22 protein-coding genes are annotated in these 17,418 nt (G+C 66.3%); 6 read left to right on the forward strand and 16 right to left on the reverse strand.

Translation table 11 applies throughout. From position 1 onward, the window contains the following. From ACWCIA_RS04210 to ACWCIA_RS04225, 4 genes are all read left to right on the forward strand, one after another. On the forward strand, positions 1 to 95 hold a 95-nt coding region (locus ACWCIA_RS04210), incomplete at its 5' end, for an IS3 family transposase (protein ID WP_454161710.1). 367 nt (positions 96 to 462) lie between these two features. Then, positions 463 to 1,482, forward strand: a complete 1,020-nt coding sequence (locus ACWCIA_RS04215) for a porin (RefSeq protein WP_454161261.1) — start codon at positions 463 to 465, stop codon at positions 1,480 to 1,482. Positions 1,483 to 1,845: 363 nt separating this feature from the next. Further along, the gene (locus ACWCIA_RS04220; RefSeq protein ID WP_454161263.1) at positions 1,846 to 3,582 is read left to right on the forward strand and encodes an extracellular catalytic domain type 1 short-chain-length polyhydroxyalkanoate depolymerase; all 1,737 of its coding nucleotides are present in this window, start codon (positions 1,846 to 1,848) and stop codon (positions 3,580 to 3,582) included. 336 nt (positions 3,583 to 3,918) lie between these two features. After that, entirely contained in the window at positions 3,919 to 4,806 is an 888-nt protein-coding gene (locus ACWCIA_RS04225; RefSeq protein ID WP_454161264.1) for a DUF2167 domain-containing protein, read from the forward strand. 21 nt (positions 4,807 to 4,827) lie between these two features. Here ACWCIA_RS04225 and ACWCIA_RS04230 read toward each other — a convergent pair whose 3' ends face one another. Then, positions 4,828 to 5,814 (reverse strand): GlxA family transcriptional regulator, encoded by a 987-nt coding sequence (locus ACWCIA_RS04230; RefSeq protein ID WP_454161265.1) that lies wholly within the window; start codon positions 5,812 to 5,814, stop codon positions 4,828 to 4,830. Positions 5,815 to 5,909: 95 nt separating this feature from the next. Between ACWCIA_RS04230 and ACWCIA_RS04235 the strand changes: the two genes are divergently transcribed. Next, the gene (locus ACWCIA_RS04235) at positions 5,910 to 6,719 is read left to right on the forward strand and encodes an MBL fold metallo-hydrolase (RefSeq protein WP_454161267.1); all 810 of its coding nucleotides are present in this window, start codon (positions 5,910 to 5,912) and stop codon (positions 6,717 to 6,719) included. A 55-nt stretch (positions 6,720 to 6,774) separates the two neighbouring features. Here the strand turns inward: ACWCIA_RS04235 and ACWCIA_RS04240 are convergent, their stop codons facing one another. The 3 genes from ACWCIA_RS04240 to ACWCIA_RS04250 are packed head-to-tail and all read right to left on the reverse strand — an operon-like array spanning position 6,775 to position 9,464. After that, complete coding sequence (locus ACWCIA_RS04240; RefSeq protein WP_454161269.1) at positions 6,775 to 7,578, reverse strand: hypothetical protein; 804 nt, start codon at positions 7,576 to 7,578, stop codon at positions 6,775 to 6,777. A 3-nt stretch (positions 7,579 to 7,581) separates the two neighbouring features. Beyond that, positions 7,582 to 8,304 carry a hypothetical protein gene (locus tag ACWCIA_RS04245; protein ID WP_454161270.1) on the reverse strand — a complete coding sequence of 241 codons (723 nt, stop codon included), beginning with the start codon at positions 8,302 to 8,304 and terminating at the stop codon, positions 7,582 to 7,584. Continuing rightward, on the reverse strand, positions 8,304 to 9,464 hold the full coding sequence (locus ACWCIA_RS04250; RefSeq protein ID WP_454161272.1) for a sialidase family protein: 1,161 nt from the start codon (positions 9,462 to 9,464) through the stop codon (positions 8,304 to 8,306). Before ACWCIA_RS04250 ends, ACWCIA_RS04245 begins: the two co-directional genes overlap by 1 nt. Positions 9,465 to 9,699: 235 nt before the next feature. On the opposite strand from ACWCIA_RS04250, the gene ACWCIA_RS04255 reads away from it, so the two are divergent. Then, on the forward strand, positions 9,700 to 9,957 hold the full coding sequence (locus ACWCIA_RS04255; protein WP_454161274.1) for an antitoxin Xre/MbcA/ParS toxin-binding domain-containing protein: 258 nt from the start codon (positions 9,700 to 9,702) through the stop codon (positions 9,955 to 9,957). A gap of 17 nt (positions 9,958 to 9,974) precedes the next feature. Here ACWCIA_RS04255 and ACWCIA_RS04260 read toward each other — a convergent pair whose 3' ends face one another. The 12 genes from ACWCIA_RS04260 to hisB all read right to left on the reverse strand — a co-directional run bounded on the left by ACWCIA_RS04260 (position 9,975) and on the right by hisB (position 17,416). Continuing rightward, the gene (locus ACWCIA_RS04260) at positions 9,975 to 10,277 is read right to left on the reverse strand and encodes a hypothetical protein (protein ID WP_454161275.1); all 303 of its coding nucleotides are present in this window, start codon (positions 10,275 to 10,277) and stop codon (positions 9,975 to 9,977) included. Between the two features lie 99 nt (positions 10,278 to 10,376). Next, positions 10,377 to 11,621, reverse strand: coding sequence for a b-glycosidase (locus ACWCIA_RS04265; protein ID WP_454161277.1), 1,245 nt, complete (start codon positions 11,619 to 11,621; stop codon positions 10,377 to 10,379). A 111-nt stretch (positions 11,622 to 11,732) separates the two neighbouring features. Then, on the reverse strand, positions 11,733 to 12,491 hold the full coding sequence (tatC, locus tag ACWCIA_RS04270) for a twin-arginine translocase subunit TatC (protein ID WP_454161279.1): 759 nt from the start codon (positions 12,489 to 12,491) through the stop codon (positions 11,733 to 11,735). Further along, positions 12,491 to 12,982 carry a Sec-independent protein translocase protein TatB gene (gene tatB, locus ACWCIA_RS04275; RefSeq protein WP_454161280.1) on the reverse strand — a complete coding sequence of 164 codons (492 nt, stop codon included), beginning with the start codon at positions 12,980 to 12,982 and terminating at the stop codon, positions 12,491 to 12,493. The genes tatC and tatB overlap by 1 nt, the downstream gene beginning before the upstream one ends. Before the next feature lie 23 nt (positions 12,983 to 13,005). Beyond that, a complete protein-coding gene (tatA, locus tag ACWCIA_RS04280) occupies positions 13,006 to 13,248 on the reverse strand; it encodes a Sec-independent protein translocase subunit TatA (RefSeq protein ID WP_454161281.1) in 243 nt (80 codons plus the stop codon). Between the two features lie 114 nt (positions 13,249 to 13,362). Next, positions 13,363 to 13,737: a histidine triad nucleotide-binding protein gene (locus ACWCIA_RS04285; RefSeq protein WP_454161283.1), complete on the reverse strand. Its 375-nt coding sequence runs from the start codon at positions 13,735 to 13,737 to the stop codon at positions 13,363 to 13,365. A gap of 99 nt (positions 13,738 to 13,836) precedes the next feature. Continuing rightward, entirely contained in the window at positions 13,837 to 14,175 is a 339-nt protein-coding gene (locus ACWCIA_RS04290) for a phosphoribosyl-ATP diphosphatase (protein WP_454161285.1), read from the reverse strand. Beyond that, positions 14,172 to 14,582 (reverse strand): phosphoribosyl-AMP cyclohydrolase, encoded by a 411-nt coding sequence (gene hisI / locus ACWCIA_RS04295; protein ID WP_454161286.1) that lies wholly within the window; start codon positions 14,580 to 14,582, stop codon positions 14,172 to 14,174. The genes ACWCIA_RS04290 and hisI overlap by 4 nt, the downstream gene beginning before the upstream one ends. 2 nt (positions 14,583 to 14,584) lie before the next feature. Then, complete coding sequence (hisF, locus tag ACWCIA_RS04300) at positions 14,585 to 15,346, reverse strand: imidazole glycerol phosphate synthase subunit HisF (protein ID WP_454161288.1); 762 nt, start codon at positions 15,344 to 15,346, stop codon at positions 14,585 to 14,587. 17 nt (positions 15,347 to 15,363) lie between these two features. Then, positions 15,364 to 16,140: a 1-(5-phosphoribosyl)-5-[(5-phosphoribosylamino)methylideneamino]imidazole-4-carboxamide isomerase gene (gene hisA, locus ACWCIA_RS04305; RefSeq protein ID WP_454161290.1), complete on the reverse strand. Its 777-nt coding sequence runs from the start codon at positions 16,138 to 16,140 to the stop codon at positions 15,364 to 15,366. A gap of 28 nt (positions 16,141 to 16,168) precedes the next feature. Beyond that, positions 16,169 to 16,810 carry an imidazole glycerol phosphate synthase subunit HisH gene (gene hisH, locus ACWCIA_RS04310; RefSeq protein ID WP_454161291.1) on the reverse strand — a complete coding sequence of 214 codons (642 nt, stop codon included), beginning with the start codon at positions 16,808 to 16,810 and terminating at the stop codon, positions 16,169 to 16,171. Positions 16,811 to 16,825: 15 nt separating this feature from the next. After that, a complete protein-coding gene (gene hisB, locus ACWCIA_RS04315; RefSeq protein ID WP_193687690.1) occupies positions 16,826 to 17,416 on the reverse strand; it encodes an imidazoleglycerol-phosphate dehydratase HisB in 591 nt (196 codons plus the stop codon). Between the last annotated feature and the right edge of the window lie 2 nt (positions 17,417 to 17,418).

Here is a 17,418-nt window from a genome sequence, read left to right on the forward strand (position 1 = left end):
AGTATATCCATTACTATAATCACGACCGCATCAAGATGAAGCTAAAAGGGCTGAGTCCTGTCCAATACAGAACCCAGCCCTTAGCACTTCACTAGATCCAACCGTCCAACTTTACGGGGTCAGTTCAGCGTGCCCCGGTTTTTTTCGCCGGTGTGGCGCATCCAGGTTGAGGTGCACTCCGAAAATCGTATGTTGAGTTGTAGAAACGGCGGAATAACGGCCGATCCGTCGGCTACACACAACAGCATCACAGTCTTGCCGACGAGTTTTGCGCTGGATCATGTGGCGTTTTTGCCCCAGCGCACATGCTTCTCGGAAACCGAATAAGTAAAGAGCTAATGATTCGTGGCATTATCACTAATGCACTGGTAGCGTTAGCGTTTTGCAATAGCTCGTTTTTGTCCTGAAAGACAACGAGAACGGCGTTTCGGAAAACCCCACATCAACCACTGGAGAGCATCAATGAAGAAGACCAGCCTTGCCATCGCCCTGTTATCCCTGCTGCCACTGGCCGCCCAGGCGCAAACCAGCGTCACGGTCTACGGCGTCGCCGACGCTTCGATCGGCCGTGAAGATTCCGACGCGCCCGGCGTCGGCAGCCGCACCGTGATCAGCTCGGGCACCCAGTCCACCAGCCGCATCGGCTTCCGCGGCACCGAAGACCTGGGCAACGGCCTGAAGGCGCTCTTCAACATCGAAGCCGGTGTCGCCCTCGACAACGGCGCCGCCGATGCCGCAGGCCTGTTCCAGCGCCGCGCCGTGGTCGGCCTGCAAGGCAGCTTCGGCACCGTCACCGTCGGCCGCGAGTACAGCCCGATCGCCGCCATCATCCTCGTCAGCGATCCGCTCGGCCATGGCTTCTACGGTTCCAGCCTGGCCGGCTTCGGCACCCTGCGCGCGACCCGCCGCCTGTCGAACTCGGTCAACTACAAGAGCGAAGCTATCAGCGGCTTTACGGGCATGGCCACCTATAGCGCGGGCGAGCGCACGCCGAGCGATCCGTCCGGCGACCTGATCGGCGGCGCACTGGAATACCGCAATGGCCCGGTCTACCTGGCAGGCGGCTACCACCGCGTCGAGCGCCTGGCCACCGGCGACGACAAGGAACTGGCCTTCGGCGCAGGCGTCACCTTCGGCGCCTTCGACCTGCGCGGCAGCTACATGGAAGCCGACCCGGAAGGCCCGAACAACGAGTTCCGCCACTACATCGTGGGCGGCTCGTTCACCGCCGGCGTCAACAAGTTCTTCCTCGCCGCCCACCAGCAACGCCTGGAAACCGGCGCCCGCGGCAAGGGCTTCTCGCTGGCCTACACCTACACCCTGTCCAAGCGCACCAACCTGTACACCAGCTATGCGCGCGTGAACAACAACGGCACCGGCAACTTCGGCCTGGCCTCGGCAGGCGGCAGCTTCAACCCGCCGGCCACCGCCTTCGGCGCCGATCCGTCGGTGTTCAACGTGGGCGTGCGCCACTCGTTCTAAGCACCTGATCATCAGGTAGTCACCACGGCAGCGCCCGCCAGCACGACTGGCCGGCGCTGCCGTTTTTTATTCCCCTTCCCCGCTGTGCAAAAGCGCACAAACGGCGTGCCTGTGCACCGCTTGTGTGCAATTGTTCGCGGTCTACAATCAACTGGCGATTTCCCGTCGCAACACAATCATAACGACAGCCGGAGACCAGCCATGACCACCCTTCCTGCGACCTAGCGCCTCTCCGCTGTCCGTTTCCTCTTGTGTCACCGATCCCGTGCCGGCTCCGTGCTGCGCCTGCGTGCGTTGCCGCGTCCGCGCCCGCCCGGGTTTTCCGCAGTGTCGCAGTGCTTTTCTACGCAACGGAGGTTTTCAATGGCATGGATGTTTTCACGGACGGCCCGCTCGGCCCTTCTCCTCGCCGCGCTCGCACCCTGGGCCGGCGCCCAGGCCCAGGTGCAGGCCGGTCCCGGCAGCTGGAGCGGCAACCAGACCTGGGCCACCGACACCGTCAACGGCGGCGCCCTGACCGGCTACTACTACTGGCCGTCCACCATGCCCGCGCTGGCGGGAAAACGCGCCCTGGTGCTGGTGCTGCACGGCTGCGCCCAGACCGCGGCCGGCGACATCATCGACGGCGCCAGCGACAGGGGCTATAACTGGAAACCCGTCGCCGACCAGTACGGCGCCGTGATCCTGGCGCCGAACGCCACCGGCAACCTGTACGGCGCGCACTGCTGGGACTGGGCGAAATCCACCCACAGCCGCAGCACCGGGCACTCGGGGGTGCTGCTCGACCTGATCAACCGTTTCGTCAGCAACCCGCAGTACGCGATCGATCCGAAGCAGGTGTACGTCGCCGGCCTGTCCTCGGGCGGCGCCGAGACGATGGTCATGGGCTGCCTGGCGCCCGACATCTTCGCCGGCATCGGCATCAACGCCGGTCCGCCGCCGGGCGTGTCGACCTCGCAGATCGGTATGGTCCCGTCCGGCTACACGGCCACCACCGCCGCCAACAACTGCAAGAACCTGGCCGGCACCAACCTGTCCCAGTTCGCCACCCAGGTGGCGAGCGTAATCTGGGGCACCAACGACTACACGGTGGCGCAGGGCTACGGCCCGCTCGACGCGGCCGCCATGCGCCTGGCCTACGGCGGCAGCTACACCAAGGGCGCGGCCGTGAGCGTGCCGACCGGCGGCAGCAACACGCCGTACACGGACGCGAATGGCAAGGTGCGCACCTCGGAGATCGCGGTGACCGGCATGGGCCACGCCTGGCCGGCCGGCAGCGGCGGGCAAAGCGGCAACTATGTCGACGCCACCAAGGTGAACTACCCGGCCTTCGTGATGGACTTCTGGTTCAGGAACAACCTGCGCGTGGCGCGCGCGGCGGCGCCCGTGATGAGCTCCTGCAGCGCCAGCGTCTCCGGCTCCACGGTGACGGTGAGCGGCGCCGCCGGCGGCACCATCGGCAGCTATAAGGTGGTGCTGAACGGGCCGACGCCGGTGGACGATGCGGCGGCCGGCAGCGGCGCCAGCTTCAGCAAGGCTTATACAGGCCGCGCCGACGGCTACTACAGCGGCAGCGTCACCGCCACCGACAGCGGCACCGGCTTGAGCTCGAACCCCTGCGCCATCGCGCAATTCCTGGTCGGCTCCGCGCCCGCGCTGCAAGCCCCGGCAGGCCTCGCGGCAGGCAACGCCACCGCCAGCAGCATCGCCCTGAGCTGGAACGCGTCGAACGGCGCGGTCGGCTACAACGTCTACCGCAACGGCAGCAAGGTCAACGCGGCGGCGCTGACGGCGACGGCGTATACCGACTCCGGCCTGGCGGCGGCAACGGGCTACAGCTACCAGGTGTCGGCGCTCGGCAACGGCGGCGTGGAGAGCGCGCGCTCGGCGACGCTCACGGCCAGCACGACCTCAGGCTTCGTGTGCACCACGACCACCGCCAGCAACTACGCCCACGTGACGGCCGGCCGCGCCCACAACAGCGGCGGCTATGCGCTGGCCAACGGCTCGAACCAGAACATGGGCCTGAACAACACCTTCTATACGAGCACGCTGGCGCAGACCTCGGCCGGCTACTACATCATCGGCAACTGCCCGTAAGAGCCTGTCCCAGTAGGCAGGGAGAAGCGAATGACGATGCATGGCGAGCGTGAGCAAGGCGCGAGGAGGCCGCATGGCAAGCCATGCAACGACGAGCAACGCCGCTCACGTTCGTCAGGCGCGTCAGGCGCGATTCCGGACTGCTGGGATAGGCTCAAGCCTGTCAGGCGCGACTTTTGCCGGGGCCGATGCCCCGGTTTTTTTTCGCCTGCTGCCCGGTCATCCCGCCCAATATTTTCATTTAGGAAACAATTGGTGAGTATTGACGGGCCGGCCGGGACTTACAATCGGCAGCGCCTCATCCTCCATCGCAATGCCACCACGATAAGGAAAGCCATGAAGATCGGTTCGTTCGCGCGCGCAGCATGCGCCTCGTTTTTGTTTGCCGTGCTGGCCCATGCCCAGGCGCAGCCGGGCAAGGTCGACCAGGAAGCGGAAATGAAGGCAGCCGTGGCCGCGGCCAGGGCGGCGGTCCAATCCGGCCCGGTGAACATCCCGCTGGGGAACCAGGCAAGCCTGAGGCTTCCGGAAGGGTATGCCTTCGTGCCGCAGCCGCAGGCGAACCAGCTGCTCAAGGCGATGGGCAACGGCGAGGATCCGACCCGCCTCGGCCTCATCTTCCCGCCCGAGAGCACCAGCTTCGTGGTGCCGCGCTATATCGATTCGGGCTATATCAAGGACGACGAGGCGGCGGACTGGAAAGCGGACGAGCTGCTCGATGGACTCCAGGCCGGCACCGAAGCAGGCAACGGCGAGCGCCGCGAACGCGGCATCCCGGAAATGGAGATCGTCGGCTGGACCCAGAAGCCGACCTATTCGGCGCAATCGCACCGCCTGATGTGGGCCATCGAAACCCGGGACAAGGGCGCCGCGGCGGCCGAACACGGCGCCAACTACAACACCTATGTGTTGGGCCGGGAAGGCTACCTGTCGATGAACCTGGTCTCCGACCTGCGCGGGCTCGCACAGAACAAGCCCTACGTCGAGACCCTGCTCGCGCAGACGCGCTTCAATCCGGGCAAGACCTATGCGGACTACAACGCCTCCACCGACAAGGTGGCGGAATACGGGATCGCGGCGCTGGTGACCGGCGTCGCCGCCAAGAAGCTGGGCCTGTTCGCACTGGCGGCGGCCTTCTTCGCCAAGTTCGCCAAGATCATCGCCATCGCCGCCTTTGCCCTGGTGGCCGGCGCGGCCAGGTACTTCAAGCGCGACAAGGCCTGACGGCGGCGCGCGGCCGCAGTCTCATGCCACGCCGCCAGCCTGCCCGGCCCGGAACTGGCGCCGGTAGTCCGACGGCGAGGTATGCAGCTGGGCGCGGAAGTGCTGGCGCAGCGACAGCGCCGTGCCGAAGCCGGCTTCGTCGGCCACCCGGTCGATCGACGCGTTGCTGCACTCGAGCAGGCGCTGGGCCTGCGCCAGCCGCTGGCCCAGCAGCCATTGCTTGAACGAGGTGCCGGTCGCCTGGCGGAAGTGGCGCGTGAAATGGCGCCGGCTCATGGCCGCGCGCGCCGCCAGCGCGTCGATCGTGTGCGGCTGCGCGAGGTGGCGCAGCACCCAGTCCAGCACCTCGGCAAAGCGGCCTTCGCTGCCGTTCGAGGGCACCGGGCGCTCGATGAACTGGGCCTGGCCGCCCTGGCGGTGCGGTGCGATCAGCAGGCGCCGCGCGACGCGGTTGGCCACCTCGGCGCCGCGCAGTTCGCGCAGCAGGTGCAGGCAGCAATCGAGCCCGGCGGCCACGCCGCCCGAGGTCAGCACATTGCCCTCGTCCACGTAGAGCACCTCGCGGTCGACCCGCACCTTCGGATACAGGCGGCCGAGTGCCGCGGCCAGCTCCCAGTGGGTCGTGGCCGTCCGGCCGTCCAGCAGGCCCGCCTCGGCCACGGGAAAGGCGCCCAGGCACAGGCCGACCACGCGCGCGCCGCGTGCATGCGCGCGGCGCAGGGCGTCGAGCAGGATGCCGGGCGCGGGCCGGCAGTCCTCGTGCCAGGCCGGCATGACGACGATGTCGGCGTCGTCGATGCACGATAAATCGCGCTCGACCGCAATGGCGAAGCCGGCGGAGGTGCGCAGCGGCCTGCCCCCGGGCGCACACACCTGCACGTCGAAGGCGGGCGCCTCGTCGACGGCGGTGCCGAACACCAGGCAGGGCACGGACAGGTGGAAGGGCGTCATGCCCTCGAAGGCGACGACGGCGATCCGGTAGCGGGAAGATAGATGAGCGGATGACATGGCCCGATTATATCGAACATCGACCTTCGGGCCACTGTTGCGGCTGTCCGGCCCGGCAGACAATGCCGTCTCCAACAACCCGACAGGACAATATGATGAGTTTCCCTTCCCCCGCTGCTGACGGCAGCGTCACCTTCCAGCAGATCCGCAACGCCACCGTCAAGATCAGCTATGGCGCTACCACCTTCCTGGTCGACCCGCTGCTCGCGCCCAAAGGGACGTATCCCGGCTTCGAAGGCACGGTCAACAGCGAGCTGCGCAACCCGTTGGTCGAGCTGCCGCTGCCCCTTGGCGAGGTCATGCGCGCCGACGCCGTCATCGTCAGCCATACCCACCTCGACCACTGGGACGAGACGGCCAAGCAGGCGCTGCCCAAGGACATTCCCCTGTTCGCGCAGAACGAGGACGACGCGGCCAGCATCCGCAAGGATGGTTTTACCGACGTGCGGGTGTTGGGAGAGGACACGGTGTTTCGCGGCGTGCAGTTGATCCGCGTGGACGGGCAGCACGGCAGCGACGCCTTGATGTCCGTGATCGGCAAGATCATGGGCAAGACCTCGGGCATCGTGTTCCGCCAGCCGGGCCACAAGACCGTGTATGTGGCCGGCGACACGGTCTGGATCCCGCAGGTGGAAGACGCCATCGCGCGCTGGCGGCCCGACGTCATCGTCCTCAACACGGGCTATGCGCAGATCGCCGGCTTCGACGATTCGATCATCATGGGCAAGGACGACCTGGCGCGCGCCCATGAGGCCGCGCCCTGGGCCACGGTGGTCGCCGTGCACCTGGAGGCGGTCAACCACATGACGCAGTCGCGCAGGGAGGTGCTGGACTACATTGCGGAAAAGGGAATGGATGGCGCGCGGGTGCTGGTGCCCGCGGATGGGGAGAGTTACCGGTTTTGAAGAAAAAAAACGGCGGCCGGGCGCAAGCCGGGCCGCCGGATCAGGCGTCCTGCGGTCAGTAGCCGACTGCGCCCACGCCCGCGCTCAGCATCCAGCCCGCCAGCAGCAGGAAGGCCATCGCCATCGCGAACAGGACCGAGATGCGGCGGTTCGCGGTGGCGTCCTCGAACATGGCCGGCTTGCCGTAGTTGGCGCCCACATAATAGGCGTAGAACACGGTGGCCATGTAGTGCATGGCGCCGAAGGTCTCGCCCAGTTCTCCCTTGCGCGGGTGGTCGACCAGCAGGTGCGACAGGGCCACCAGGGTCACGTAGACGATGGAGGCGCCCAGCGGCGGCAGGTAGACGCCAAGGTTCTCGACCCAGCGCTGCAGACCGGGACGCTTGCGCGCCAGGAAAGGCAGGATCAGGTTGTGGGTCAGGCCGGCGATCACGATCAGCTTCAACAACACGTTCTTGTGCAGGCTGCCGCTGCCCACGGCCAGGTTGTGCAGGTTGGTTTCGGCTTGCCGGTTATTCTGGACGAAAAAGTCCGGCGAGGTGACGCCGAGCACGCGCTGGAACCAGCTGATCTCTTCCAGGGCCGCCAGCGCCACCAGCGCCGTCAGGCCGGCCAGCGCCAGCAGCTCGAGCTTGCCGGTTCCCGGCTGTTTCAGGCGTTCGACGAAAACGAAACCGAGCAGGGCCGCGGTGCCCGTAAAGGCCAGGAACTGCATCCATTCGACGATGCCGTCTTCGACCAGCAGGCGCCCCAGGGCGTGCTCATTGCCGGACCACGCCACTGCCAGCACCAGCAGGAAGACATTGATGGCAATCGCCATGAGGATGACCGGATGGGTATGCCATTTGCTATGTACCACCAACTACTCCTTACTGATTGAAAATTGTTCGCCGGGGGCCGCGGCGCTCAGGGCCGGCAGCTCCTCGTCCTGCGCCAGGCCGGCTTCGGTATCGGCCGGCCGGCGTCGTGACGGGAAGCGGACGATCCAGCGCAGGCCGCGCCTGGCCAGCGCCGCCAGTGCCCAGCCCCACAGCAGCGGGTCGATCACGGCATCCCACAGGTTGCCGGTCGGCAGGCGCAGCAGGGTGAACAGCAGCAGCGCGCCCAGCAGGGCCAGGTTCTGGCGGCCGCCGCGCCCGCGCAGCAGCGCCACCACGCAGCCGAGGATGCCGAGCAGCGCCACGGCGGGCGCCACCGCCGGGCCGAAAGCGGCGTAATAATAGCCTTGCGCCAGCCAGCCGATGGCGTCGAGGTAGAGCGCGGTGCCGGCGATCGCGATCGCGGCGGCGGTCGAGGCGGGCATGAAGGGCCCCGCCTTTTTCCCCTGCCAGCGCGCATGCAGTCCGAGCAGGCACAGCCCGAGCAGCATGCCGCTCGGGTACTGGAACGCAAGACCCAGCCACCAGGCGGGCGAGGCCTCGCCGGGCAGCGCCATCAGCAGCGCGATGCCCGCCAGGATGGCGCCGAAGGCGGGACGCGGCAGGCGCCGGGCCGCCGGCCACAGGGCGACCAGCATGGCCGCGATCACGATGCCCCAGGCCACCCGGCCATAGGCGATTTGCCACGCAAGATCCGGCAAGCTCATCAGATGCTCTCTCCCGTCTGGATGCGGTAGGCGCGGTAGGCGATGGCCTGGCGCTGGTGGGTGTAGGTCACGTGGAGCTCGTTGCCGACCTGGTGCATGGTCGGGTAGGAGAATTCGTCGCCGGCCTGGCCGCTGGCGATGTCGTCGACCGTGCGCCAGGCGTGACCGTCCTTCGAGATCGACAGGCGCAGGATGCTGCGCGAGCTGCCGCCCGGGACCACGTGGTTGTGCAGCATGAGGAGCTCGCCGCTGGTGAGGCGGATCGCGGCCAGCGAGGTGCTGTGGTTCGGCAGGTCGAGCGCGGGCAAATCTTCCCAGCTGGCGCCGCCATCGCGGCTCCACGCATGCTGCACGCGCTGCTCGTCGCTGGCGTCGCGCATCCAGGCGCGCACTTCGGTGCTCGACATCGGCACGATGGCCGGCTGCAGCGTCGACATGCTGTTGCCGATGCGCCCGAGGCGGGTCGGTTCGCCCTGGGCGTCGAAGGCCATCAGCATCGGATACTTGATCCCCAGCTCGAAATACACGGGCAGCCACCAGCCGCCGCCGGCCAGCCCCACCGGAGAAGTACGCACCAGCACGCTGGTATTGAACAGGGGCGACAGCGGCAGCACGCGGCGCACTTCGAAATTCACGCCGGCGTCCGGCGACACCATGTGCACCACGCGCGAGGCGGCCCAGCCGCCCAGGCCCGTGGCCACCACATACAGGTGGATCCTGCCGTCGGGCGCGGTCCAGGCGACCGGGTTGCCGATCCGGCGCACGCCGAAGCCGAGCGCCTTGCCCAGCGATGCGCGGCTCGCCACTTCCCAGGGCGCGCCCCATTTGCCGTTGGTCGTGCGCGAGGCGTAGACCTTGACGTCGGGACCGCTCTCGCGGCTGCCGGCCCACCAGAACGCCAGCATCCCGCCCGGCACCGTCGCCAGCGCACTGGCGTGGGCCGAGGGCGTATCCTGGGGCATCGGAATGAGCGCGCTCGAGATTTCGGTCAGGCTAGCCTGGCCGCCGGCGGCGGCCGTGGCCATGCTCAAGACCGACGGCGCCGGCGCGGCGCGCGTCCAGCGCAGCGCCTCGGCGCCGAACGCGGCGAGCACGACCAGGGCGCAGGCGGCGGCGGTCCGCATCGAGCTGCGCTGTGGTGGCGTGTGGGAAGAATGCATAGTTTCCTGGTAGTGGGCGGAAGGGTGAGCAGCTGCCCTCACCCTGCGGGAAACTCCCGCGGTACCGGTTTTTACCGGCCGAAACATCGATTTTATCCCGAACTGCTAAGACCGTGCCGGGAAGTAACCTGAAATGACGAGCCCGTGTTGCCGATCCAACGCGGCCGTGCGGAGTATGATGACGGGATGCCAAGGCATTCCGATGCCACTTTGATGACTCAGTGATTGGATGGACATGAGCCAGGACGGACAACTCACACTAGGCGCGCTGGACGCGCTGCGCAGCCGCTTCGAGCAGCAATCGCGCAAGGCGCAGGCGTATTACACGGTCATGCACGCGGCCCGGGGTGTGCTGGGCAACGACGACGCGGCGAATGCGTGGATGGGAGAGGCGCTGGCGGCGCTGGGCGGCCAGACGCCGGCCGGGCTGGTGGCCGCCGGCCGCGCGGAAGAGGTGCTGGAACACATCCGGACCCTGAAGTCCGGGAAGTAAGGGTCAGGCGCCGGCACTCAGCGCAGGTGGGCGATCTCGACCGAACCCTTTTCGTCGAAGATCGGGCAGGCCTCCGCCAGGCGCACGGCGTCGTTGAAATCGGTGGCGGAGATGATCGCGTAGCCGGACAAGGCGCTGCTGCTCAGCTTGGGGCCGATCAGGCGGCTCGGCACCTCGACGCTGCCGTGGCTGAGGGCGCCGCGGTCGACCAGCGCCGGGCCGAGGGCGTCGAACCAGGCGTTCCAGCTGTCGGGAAGGTGGGGCGGGCCTTCCGCTTCCCCGACGGTCGCGCCTCGAAACACGATCAGAAATTTTTCCATGCCGGCTCCCCTGCGGTTAAGTGTCGCATGCGCCTACCTTAATACAAGCTCCTCAGCGGTGACGCACGGTATCTGGACAGTCGGCGCCAACGGCACGCGTTAAGACCAGTTCTTGTCCGGCTGCATCTGGAGCCGGTGCGCCGCATCGACCACATCCTGCAACTCGACCGGGTCGCTGTACGGGTCTTCGTCCAGGCTGGTCACGCGGTTCAGCTCCTTTTGCCAGCGGCGCAATTCGTCGACGTAGGCCGGATCGGGCATCCGCTTCAGGTCGCCGTCGATCTCGACCAGGTCGCAGATGCCGTTGTGCAGCCACTCGCCGGTATGCCAGTCCGGCATGTCGACCGCAGGGAACAGGCAGATCCCCTGCAGGTCCATGCCGCGCCGCACCGCCGCCAGGGACTCGCCCATCACGTCCCTGAGCCACTCGGCGCGGCCGCGTCCGAAGCCGCTGGTTTCGCCGATGATCATCGGCCTGCGGTAGCGTTGCCATACGGTATCGAGCATGTCGCACAGCGGGGCGATGCGGTCGTCGCCGGGCGGCAGCGCCGCATGCGGCCCGCTCTCGCGGTATTCCATCTGGCCGAAGGCATAGTTGTTGGCGCCGACGATATCGAGGATCTCGGGCGAGCCGCCCAGTTCCGGGTGCGCGCGCCCGCTGATGATGTCCCAGGCCAGGAAGGTGTCTTCCTCGGTCTCGTGGCGCGCCGCCTCGACCTGGTCGGGACGGTCGCGCGGCGCCACCACCCGCACCAGCGGATCGATGTGCACCATGCGCGCCTCCGGGTCGACTGCGCGGATCGCCTTGACGCCGGCGATCGCTGCCCGGCACAGCGCCAGCCGCAGGCGCCGCCGGTCTTCCCGGCTGCAGCGATAGGGCGCGGCCCAGCCCCACTCGCCGGCGCAGAAGGAGAAAAAGGTGATCTCGTTGATCGGCGTGAAAAAATGCGGGCCGCGCAGTTTCGGGACCACGTACTCGGCGGCGGCGCGGCAATACTCGGCAAAGCGGTCGACGAAGGCGTCGGAAAACGGGTCGAGGTCATCCGGATAGCCGTAGTGGCAGAGGTCCCAGATCGGGGTGACCTTGGCCGCGTTCATGGCGTCGATATAGGGATCGAGCATGGAGAAATCGCAGCAGCCGTGCTTGTCCACCAGCGGCCAGGGGATGCCTTCGCGGGCCACGGCGATGCCGAGGCTGTTCAGGATCTGGTAGTCCTCGGCCACATGGACATCATGCCCGGTTTCGGCCACCAGGTTGCGCCGGCCCTCGTCGCGCCAGAAGAAATTGGAGCACTCGAAGCCGGACAGGAAGAAGGTGGGAAAGATCCCCGGGTGACGTGCCATGCGCATCTCCTTGCAATGGCGCAGCCGGAAGCCGCGCCTGATCGGGATGACAGGATGCCACGAGTCCGCTTTTTGCCGCGCATGGGATGCGCGGCGGGAGACGCTGCCGGATCAGGCCGTCTCTTCGGGCGCCTGGGTCATGCGCACGAACATCGGCGCGACCAGCAGGCCCAGTTCGAACAGCAGGCACATCGGAATGGCCAGGGCCAGCTGGCTGACCACGTCCGGCGGCGTGACGATGGCGGCGATGACGAAGGCGCCGACGATGATGTAGGGGCGCACTTCCTTGAGCTTTTCGATGCTGACGATGCCCATGCGTACCAGGATCACCACCACCACCGGCACCTCGAAGGTGGCGCCGAAGGCCAGGCACATCGACATGACGAAATCGAGGTAGTTCTCGATGTCCGGCATCACCGCGATCGAGGACGGCGCGAACTCGGCAATGAAATGGAACACCCGCCCGAAGACGAGGAAGTAGCAGAAGGCGACGCCGGCGATGAACAGCAGCGAGGAAGAGATGACCAGCGGCAGCACCAGACGCTTTTCGTGGGCGTACAGGCCGGGGGCGATGAAGGCCCACATCTGGTAGAACACCCAGGGCAAGGCGACGATCAGCGCCAGCATCAGGGTGACCTTCATCGGCACCAGGAAGGGAGACACGACGCCGGTCGCAATCATCTTGGCCCCGGGCGGCAGCGACTGCAGCATCGGGGTGGCGAGGTAGTCGTACACTTCCTTCGGTCCCGGCCAGATCATCAGCGCGATGCAGACCAACGCCACCCCGATGATGGCCTTGACCAGGCGGTCGCGCAGTTCGACGAGGTGGGAGATGAAGGTTTCTTCGACTGGCGCTTCTTCGGTCGTCATCAAAAGAATGAAGAGTTGGATTTAACGCCCGGGCGGAACTTGCGCACGCGCGCGGCGCCCGACAGCACCCGGGTCTTGCCGCCGTGGCGGTGCTTGTACCACGCAGGAATGGCCGACGAACGCACCAGCTTCTTGCGGCGGAAATCTTTGGCCTTGCGCTCGAGGTCGCCGATGCTGGCAGCGGAACCCGGCACGCTCGGCTGGATGTCGCCATGCCAGGCCGACTCGACTTCCTTGAAGCTGCTCGACAGGTGGTGCTCGACGTCGGACTGGAATTCGGTCGCGGTGTCGTGCACTTCCTTCGAGAGGTTGCGCAACTCGTCGAGCTCGATCTCGCGGCTGACCTCGGACTTGACGTCGTGCAGGTAGCGCTGGGCGCGGCCGTACAGCGTGCCGGCCATGCGCGCCACCTTCGGCAGCTTTTCAGGGCCGATCACGATCAGCGCCACCACACCGATGATGGCGATCTTCGACAGTCCCAGGTCGATCATGGAGCAGTTATCCGGCTATCGGATTACGAACGGTGCTTTTCGCGGGTCTCGACGTCGATCGTCGACTTGTCCGCGACCTGCTGGGCCGGCTGGGAAGGCGAAGCCGGATTGGCGGCGCTCTTCTCTTCTTCGCCCTTAACGCCATCCTTGAAGCCTTTGACGGCCTTGCCGATGTCGGAACCGACATTGCCCAGCTTTTTGGTACCGAACAGCAGCACCACCACGACCAGCACGATTACCCAGTGCCAAATGCTCATCGAACCCATGATTATCTCCTCGGTGGGCGCAGGCGCCCGAAATCAGTGAAGCGTACCGTACCAGTATAAGCGATGCAGCGCATCCGTGGCCGGTTCAAGATGTTGTCAATTGGTATCAGTACTTCAGGTGCCCAGACCACGCCATGGCCTCGGGCCGCCGTACATGTGGAGATGGAGGTGATACACCTCCTGGCCGCCATTCGGCCCGGTATTGATCAGGGTTTTAAAGCCGCCGCTGCGCTGGCCTTCGCCATCCGTGGTCACGCCGACGCCGTGCTCGGCCGCCAGCTTCGGCGCCAGCGCCAGCATCTTGCCCAGCACCGCGGTGTGCTCCTCGGTCACGTCCGACAGCGTGCTCACGTGCTGCTTGGGGATCACCAGCAAATGCACCGGCGCGGCCGGGTTGATGTCCTTGAAGGCCAGCACGTCGTCGTCTTCGAAGACGACGGCGGCCGGGATCTGCTTGGCGACGATCTTGCAGAAAATGCAGTTATCCATGTTGTCTCCAGTATTGGTTGCGGCAGCAAACTACGCACCGCGCGATCCTGTCCATCTTAGCTGCGAACGATGACGCGGCCGTGACGCGCGCCCTCGGGCTTATTCCTTGCGTGCCGCTTTTTCTTCCAGTCCCGACATGCCCTCGCGCCGCGCCAGCTCGTCGAGCACCTGCTGCGGCGTCAGGCCGAAACTGGCCAGCATGACGAGCGAATGGAACCACAGGTCGGCGCATTCGTACAGCACCTTCGACGCGTCGCCCGACACGCGCGCATCCTTGGCGGCCAGCACGGTCTCGGTGGCTTCCTCGCCGATCTTTTTCAGGATGGCGTCGTCGCCCTTGGCGAACAGTTTCGCGACATACGAGGTGGCCGGATCGCCGCCGTTTTCCGGCTTGCGCGATTCGATCACCTGGGCCAGGCGGGAAAGAGTAACGCTCATGGTGCCTTCTTGTTGTTCGTGTAAATCGTTTCCGGATCCTGCAGCACCGGTTCGACTGCCTGCCAGTCCTCGCCGTCGAACTTCTGGAAGAAGCAGGAGTGGCGGCCCGTATGGCAGGCGATGCCGCCGCGCTGCTCGATCTTGAGCAGCACCACGTCTTCGTCGCAGTCCAGGCGCATTTCCAGCACTTTCTGGGTGTGGCCCGATTCTTCTCCCTTGTGCCAGAGTTTTTTGCGCGAGCGGCTCCAGTAGACGGCTTCGCCGGTCTCGACGGTGCGCGCGAGCGCGTCGCGGTTCATCCAGGCGAACATCAATATCTCGCCGCTGGCCGCTTCCTGGGCGATGACCGGCACCAGGCCGTGTTCGTCCCAGCGCACCTTTTTCAGCCATGCTGCATTCGTCGTCATGCTCACTCCAGGCGCATCGGGATGCCGCGCTCGGCCATGAAGCGCTTCGCTTCGCCGACCGTGTGCTGCCCGTAGTGGAAGATGGAGGCCGCCAGCACCGCATCGGCATGCCCCTGCAATACGCCGTCGGCCAGGTCCTGCAGGCCGCCGACGCCGCCCGAGGCGATCACGGGGATACCGACCGCATCCGACACGGCGCGCGTCAGGCCCAGGTCGAAACCGGACTTGGTGCCGTCGCGGTCCATGCTGGTGAGCAGCAGCTCGCCGGCGCCCAGCTGTTCGAGTTTGCGCGCCCATTCGACCGCATCCATGCCGGTGGCGTTGCGTCCGCCATGGGTAAACACTTCCCAGCGGCCGGGGGCGACCTGCTTGGCGTCGATCGCCACCACGATGCACTGGGCGCCGTGTTTTTGCGAGGCGTCGAAGACGAGCTGCGGATTCTGGACGGCCGAGGTGTTCATCGACACCTTGTCGGCGCCGGCGTTGAGCAGGCGGCGCACGTCCTCGACCTTGCGCACGCCGCCGCCCACCGTCAGCGGAATGAAGACGGTGGAGGCGACCGCTTCGATGATCGGCAGGATCAGGTCGCGGCCGTCGGAGGACGCCGTGATGTCGAGGAAGGTGATCTCGTCGGCGCCTTGCCCGTCATAGCGGCGCGCGATCTCGACCGGGTCGCCGGCGTCGCGCAGTTCGGTGAAATTGACGCCCTTGACGACGCGCCCGCCCGTCACGTCGAGGCAGGGGATGATGCGTTTTGCCAGCATAAAATTTACGTCCGCCCTCAGGCTTCCTCGCCCTCGGTCAGTTCGTCGGCGCGCAACTGGGCCGAGGCCAGGTCGAGCGTGCCTTCATAGATCGAGCGGCCGCAGATGACGCCTTCGATGCCTTCGTCCTGCACCGCGCACAGCGCCTCGACGTCGGCCAGGTTGTGCAGGCCGCCGGACGCGATGATCGGGATGCGCACCGCCTGCGCCAGGCGCACGGTCGCTTCGATGTTCACGCCGCCCATCATGCCGTCGCGGCCGATGTCGGTGTAGATGATCGATTCGACGCCGTAGCCCTCGAATTTCTGGGCCAGGTCGATGACTTCGTGGCCCGACATCTTGCTCCAGCCGTCGGTGGCCACTTTACCGTCCTTGGCGTCGAGGCCGACGATGATGGAACCGGGGAAGGCGCCGCAGGCGTCGTGCAGGAAGCCCGGGTTTTTCACCGCCGCGGTGCCGACGATGATGTAGCTGATGCCGTCGTCGAGGTAGCGCTCGATGGTGTCGAGGTCGCGGATGCCGCCCCCGAGCTGGACCGGGATCTCGTCGATGCCGTTTTCTTCCGCGAATTCCTGGACGACCTGCAGGATCGACTTGATGGCCGGTTCGTTCTTCGGCTTGCCGGCAAAGGCGCCGTTCAGGTCGACCAGGTGCAGGCGGCGCGCGCCTTTCTGCAGCCAATGCAGGGCCATTTCGGCGGGGTCTTCGGAGAAGACGGTGGCGAGGTCCATATCGCCCTGTTTCAGGCGAACGCAGTGACCGTCTTTCAGGTCGATGGCGGGGATCAGCAGCATGGTCGTAGTCGGTAAAGTGGCGGAAAAATCAGGGTTTCCAGTGGATGAAATTCTGGTACAGGCGCAGCCCCGCGGCCGCGCTTTTCTCGGGGTGGAACTGGGTGGCGACGAGGTTGTCGCGCGCGACGGCGCAGGTGTAGGCGCCACCGTAATCGGCTTCGCCGATGGTGTCGCCGGCGTTCTCGGGCGCGACGTAATAGCTGTGCACGAAATAGAAATAACTGCCGTCCTCGACGCCGTCCCACAGGGGATGATGCCGGGTCTGGCGCACGCGGTTCCAGCCCATCTGCGGCACTTTGAAGCGCGAGCCGTCGGCCTGCGTCTTCCCATCGAGTTGGAAGCGCACCACCTTGCCCGGCAACAGGCCCAGGCCGGGCGTGCCGCCGTTCTCTTCGCTCTCGTCGAACAGCATCTGCTCGCCGACGCACACGCCCATCACCGGGCGCGTCGCGACGGCGCGGCGCAAGGCGTCCTCGGCGCCGGACTCGCGCAGGCTGTTCATGCAGTCGCGCATGGCGCCCTGCCCCGGCAGCACGATGCGGTCGGCCGCATCGATATCGCTCGCCCGGTTCGAGACCAGGATGTCGGCTTCCGGCGCCGCGGCCCGTAAAGCCTGCGCTACCGAGCGCAGGTTGCCGAGCCCATCGACCACTACGATCTTGTTCGTCATCGTTTGGTCAGTCCTTTACAGGCTGCCTTTGGTCGAAGGGATGATGCCGGCGGCGCGCTCGTCGAGCGTGGTCGCCATGCGCAGCGCGCGGCCAAACGCTTTGAACACCGTCTCGCACTGGTGGTGGGCGTTCACGCCGCGCAGGTTGTCGATGTGCAGGGTCACGCCGGCGTGGTTGACGAAGCCGCGGAAGAACTCGCCCGTCAGGTCGACATCGAAGGTACCGATCATGGCGCGCGTCCAGGGGATGTGCATTTCCAGGCCCGGACGGCCGGAGAAATCGATGACCACGCGCGACAGCGCCTCGTCGAGCGGCACGTAGGAATGGCCATAGCGGGTCATGCCCTTCTTGTCGCCGACCGCCTTGGCGATCGCCATGCCGAGGGTGATGCCGGTGTCCTCGACCGTATGGTGGGCGTCGATGTGCAGGTCACCCACGGCCTCGACTTCCAGGTCGATCATGCCGTGGCGCGCGATCTGGTCGAGCATGTGGTCGAGGAAGGGAACGCCGGTGTTCAGTTTCTGGCGGCCGGTACCGTCGAGGTTGACCGAGACGCGGATCTGCGTCTCGTTGGTGTTGCGGGTGATATCTGCGGTGCGGGTCATGA

It is taken from the genome of Massilia sp. SYSU DXS3249 (assembly GCF_053668055.1).

Coding starts and splice junctions, on each gene's coding strand:
- ACWCIA_RS04215 (WP_454161261.1), top strand. CDS start 463: ATGAAGAAGACCAGCCTTGCCATCGCCCTGTTATCCCTGCTGCCACTG.
- ACWCIA_RS04220 (WP_454161263.1), top strand. CDS start 1,846: ATGGCATGGATGTTTTCACGGACGGCCCGCTCGGCCCTTCTCCTCGCC.
- ACWCIA_RS04225 (WP_454161264.1), top strand. CDS start 3,919: ATGAAGATCGGTTCGTTCGCGCGCGCAGCATGCGCCTCGTTTTTGTTT.
- ACWCIA_RS04230 (WP_454161265.1), bottom strand. CDS start 5,814: ATGTCATCCGCTCATCTATCTTCCCGCTACCGGATCGCCGTCGTCGCC.
- ACWCIA_RS04235 (WP_454161267.1), top strand. CDS start 5,910: ATGAGTTTCCCTTCCCCCGCTGCTGACGGCAGCGTCACCTTCCAGCAG.
- ACWCIA_RS04245 (WP_454161270.1), bottom strand. CDS start 8,304: ATGAGCTTGCCGGATCTTGCGTGGCAAATCGCCTATGGCCGGGTGGCC.
- ACWCIA_RS04250 (WP_454161272.1), bottom strand. CDS start 9,464: ATGCATTCTTCCCACACGCCACCACAGCGCAGCTCGATGCGGACCGCC.
- ACWCIA_RS04255 (WP_454161274.1), top strand. CDS start 9,700: ATGAGCCAGGACGGACAACTCACACTAGGCGCGCTGGACGCGCTGCGC.
- ACWCIA_RS04260 (WP_454161275.1), bottom strand. CDS start 10,277: ATGGAAAAATTTCTGATCGTGTTTCGAGGCGCGACCGTCGGGGAAGCG.
- ACWCIA_RS04265 (WP_454161277.1), bottom strand. CDS start 11,621: ATGGCACGTCACCCGGGGATCTTTCCCACCTTCTTCCTGTCCGGCTTC.
- tatC (WP_454161279.1), bottom strand. CDS start 12,491: ATGACGACCGAAGAAGCGCCAGTCGAAGAAACCTTCATCTCCCACCTC.
- tatB (WP_454161280.1), bottom strand. CDS start 12,982: ATGATCGACCTGGGACTGTCGAAGATCGCCATCATCGGTGTGGTGGCG.
- tatA (WP_454161281.1), bottom strand. CDS start 13,248: ATGGGTTCGATGAGCATTTGGCACTGGGTAATCGTGCTGGTCGTGGTG.
- ACWCIA_RS04285 (WP_454161283.1), bottom strand. CDS start 13,737: ATGGATAACTGCATTTTCTGCAAGATCGTCGCCAAGCAGATCCCGGCC.
- ACWCIA_RS04290 (WP_454161285.1), bottom strand. CDS start 14,175: ATGAGCGTTACTCTTTCCCGCCTGGCCCAGGTGATCGAATCGCGCAAG.
- hisI (WP_454161286.1), bottom strand. CDS start 14,582: ATGACGACGAATGCAGCATGGCTGAAAAAGGTGCGCTGGGACGAACAC.
- hisF (WP_454161288.1), bottom strand. CDS start 15,346: ATGCTGGCAAAACGCATCATCCCCTGCCTCGACGTGACGGGCGGGCGC.
- hisA (WP_454161290.1), bottom strand. CDS start 16,140: ATGCTGCTGATCCCCGCCATCGACCTGAAAGACGGTCACTGCGTTCGC.
- hisH (WP_454161291.1), bottom strand. CDS start 16,810: ATGACGAACAAGATCGTAGTGGTCGATGGGCTCGGCAACCTGCGCTCG.
- hisB (WP_193687690.1), bottom strand. CDS start 17,416: ATGACCCGCACCGCAGATATCACCCGCAACACCAACGAGACGCAGATC.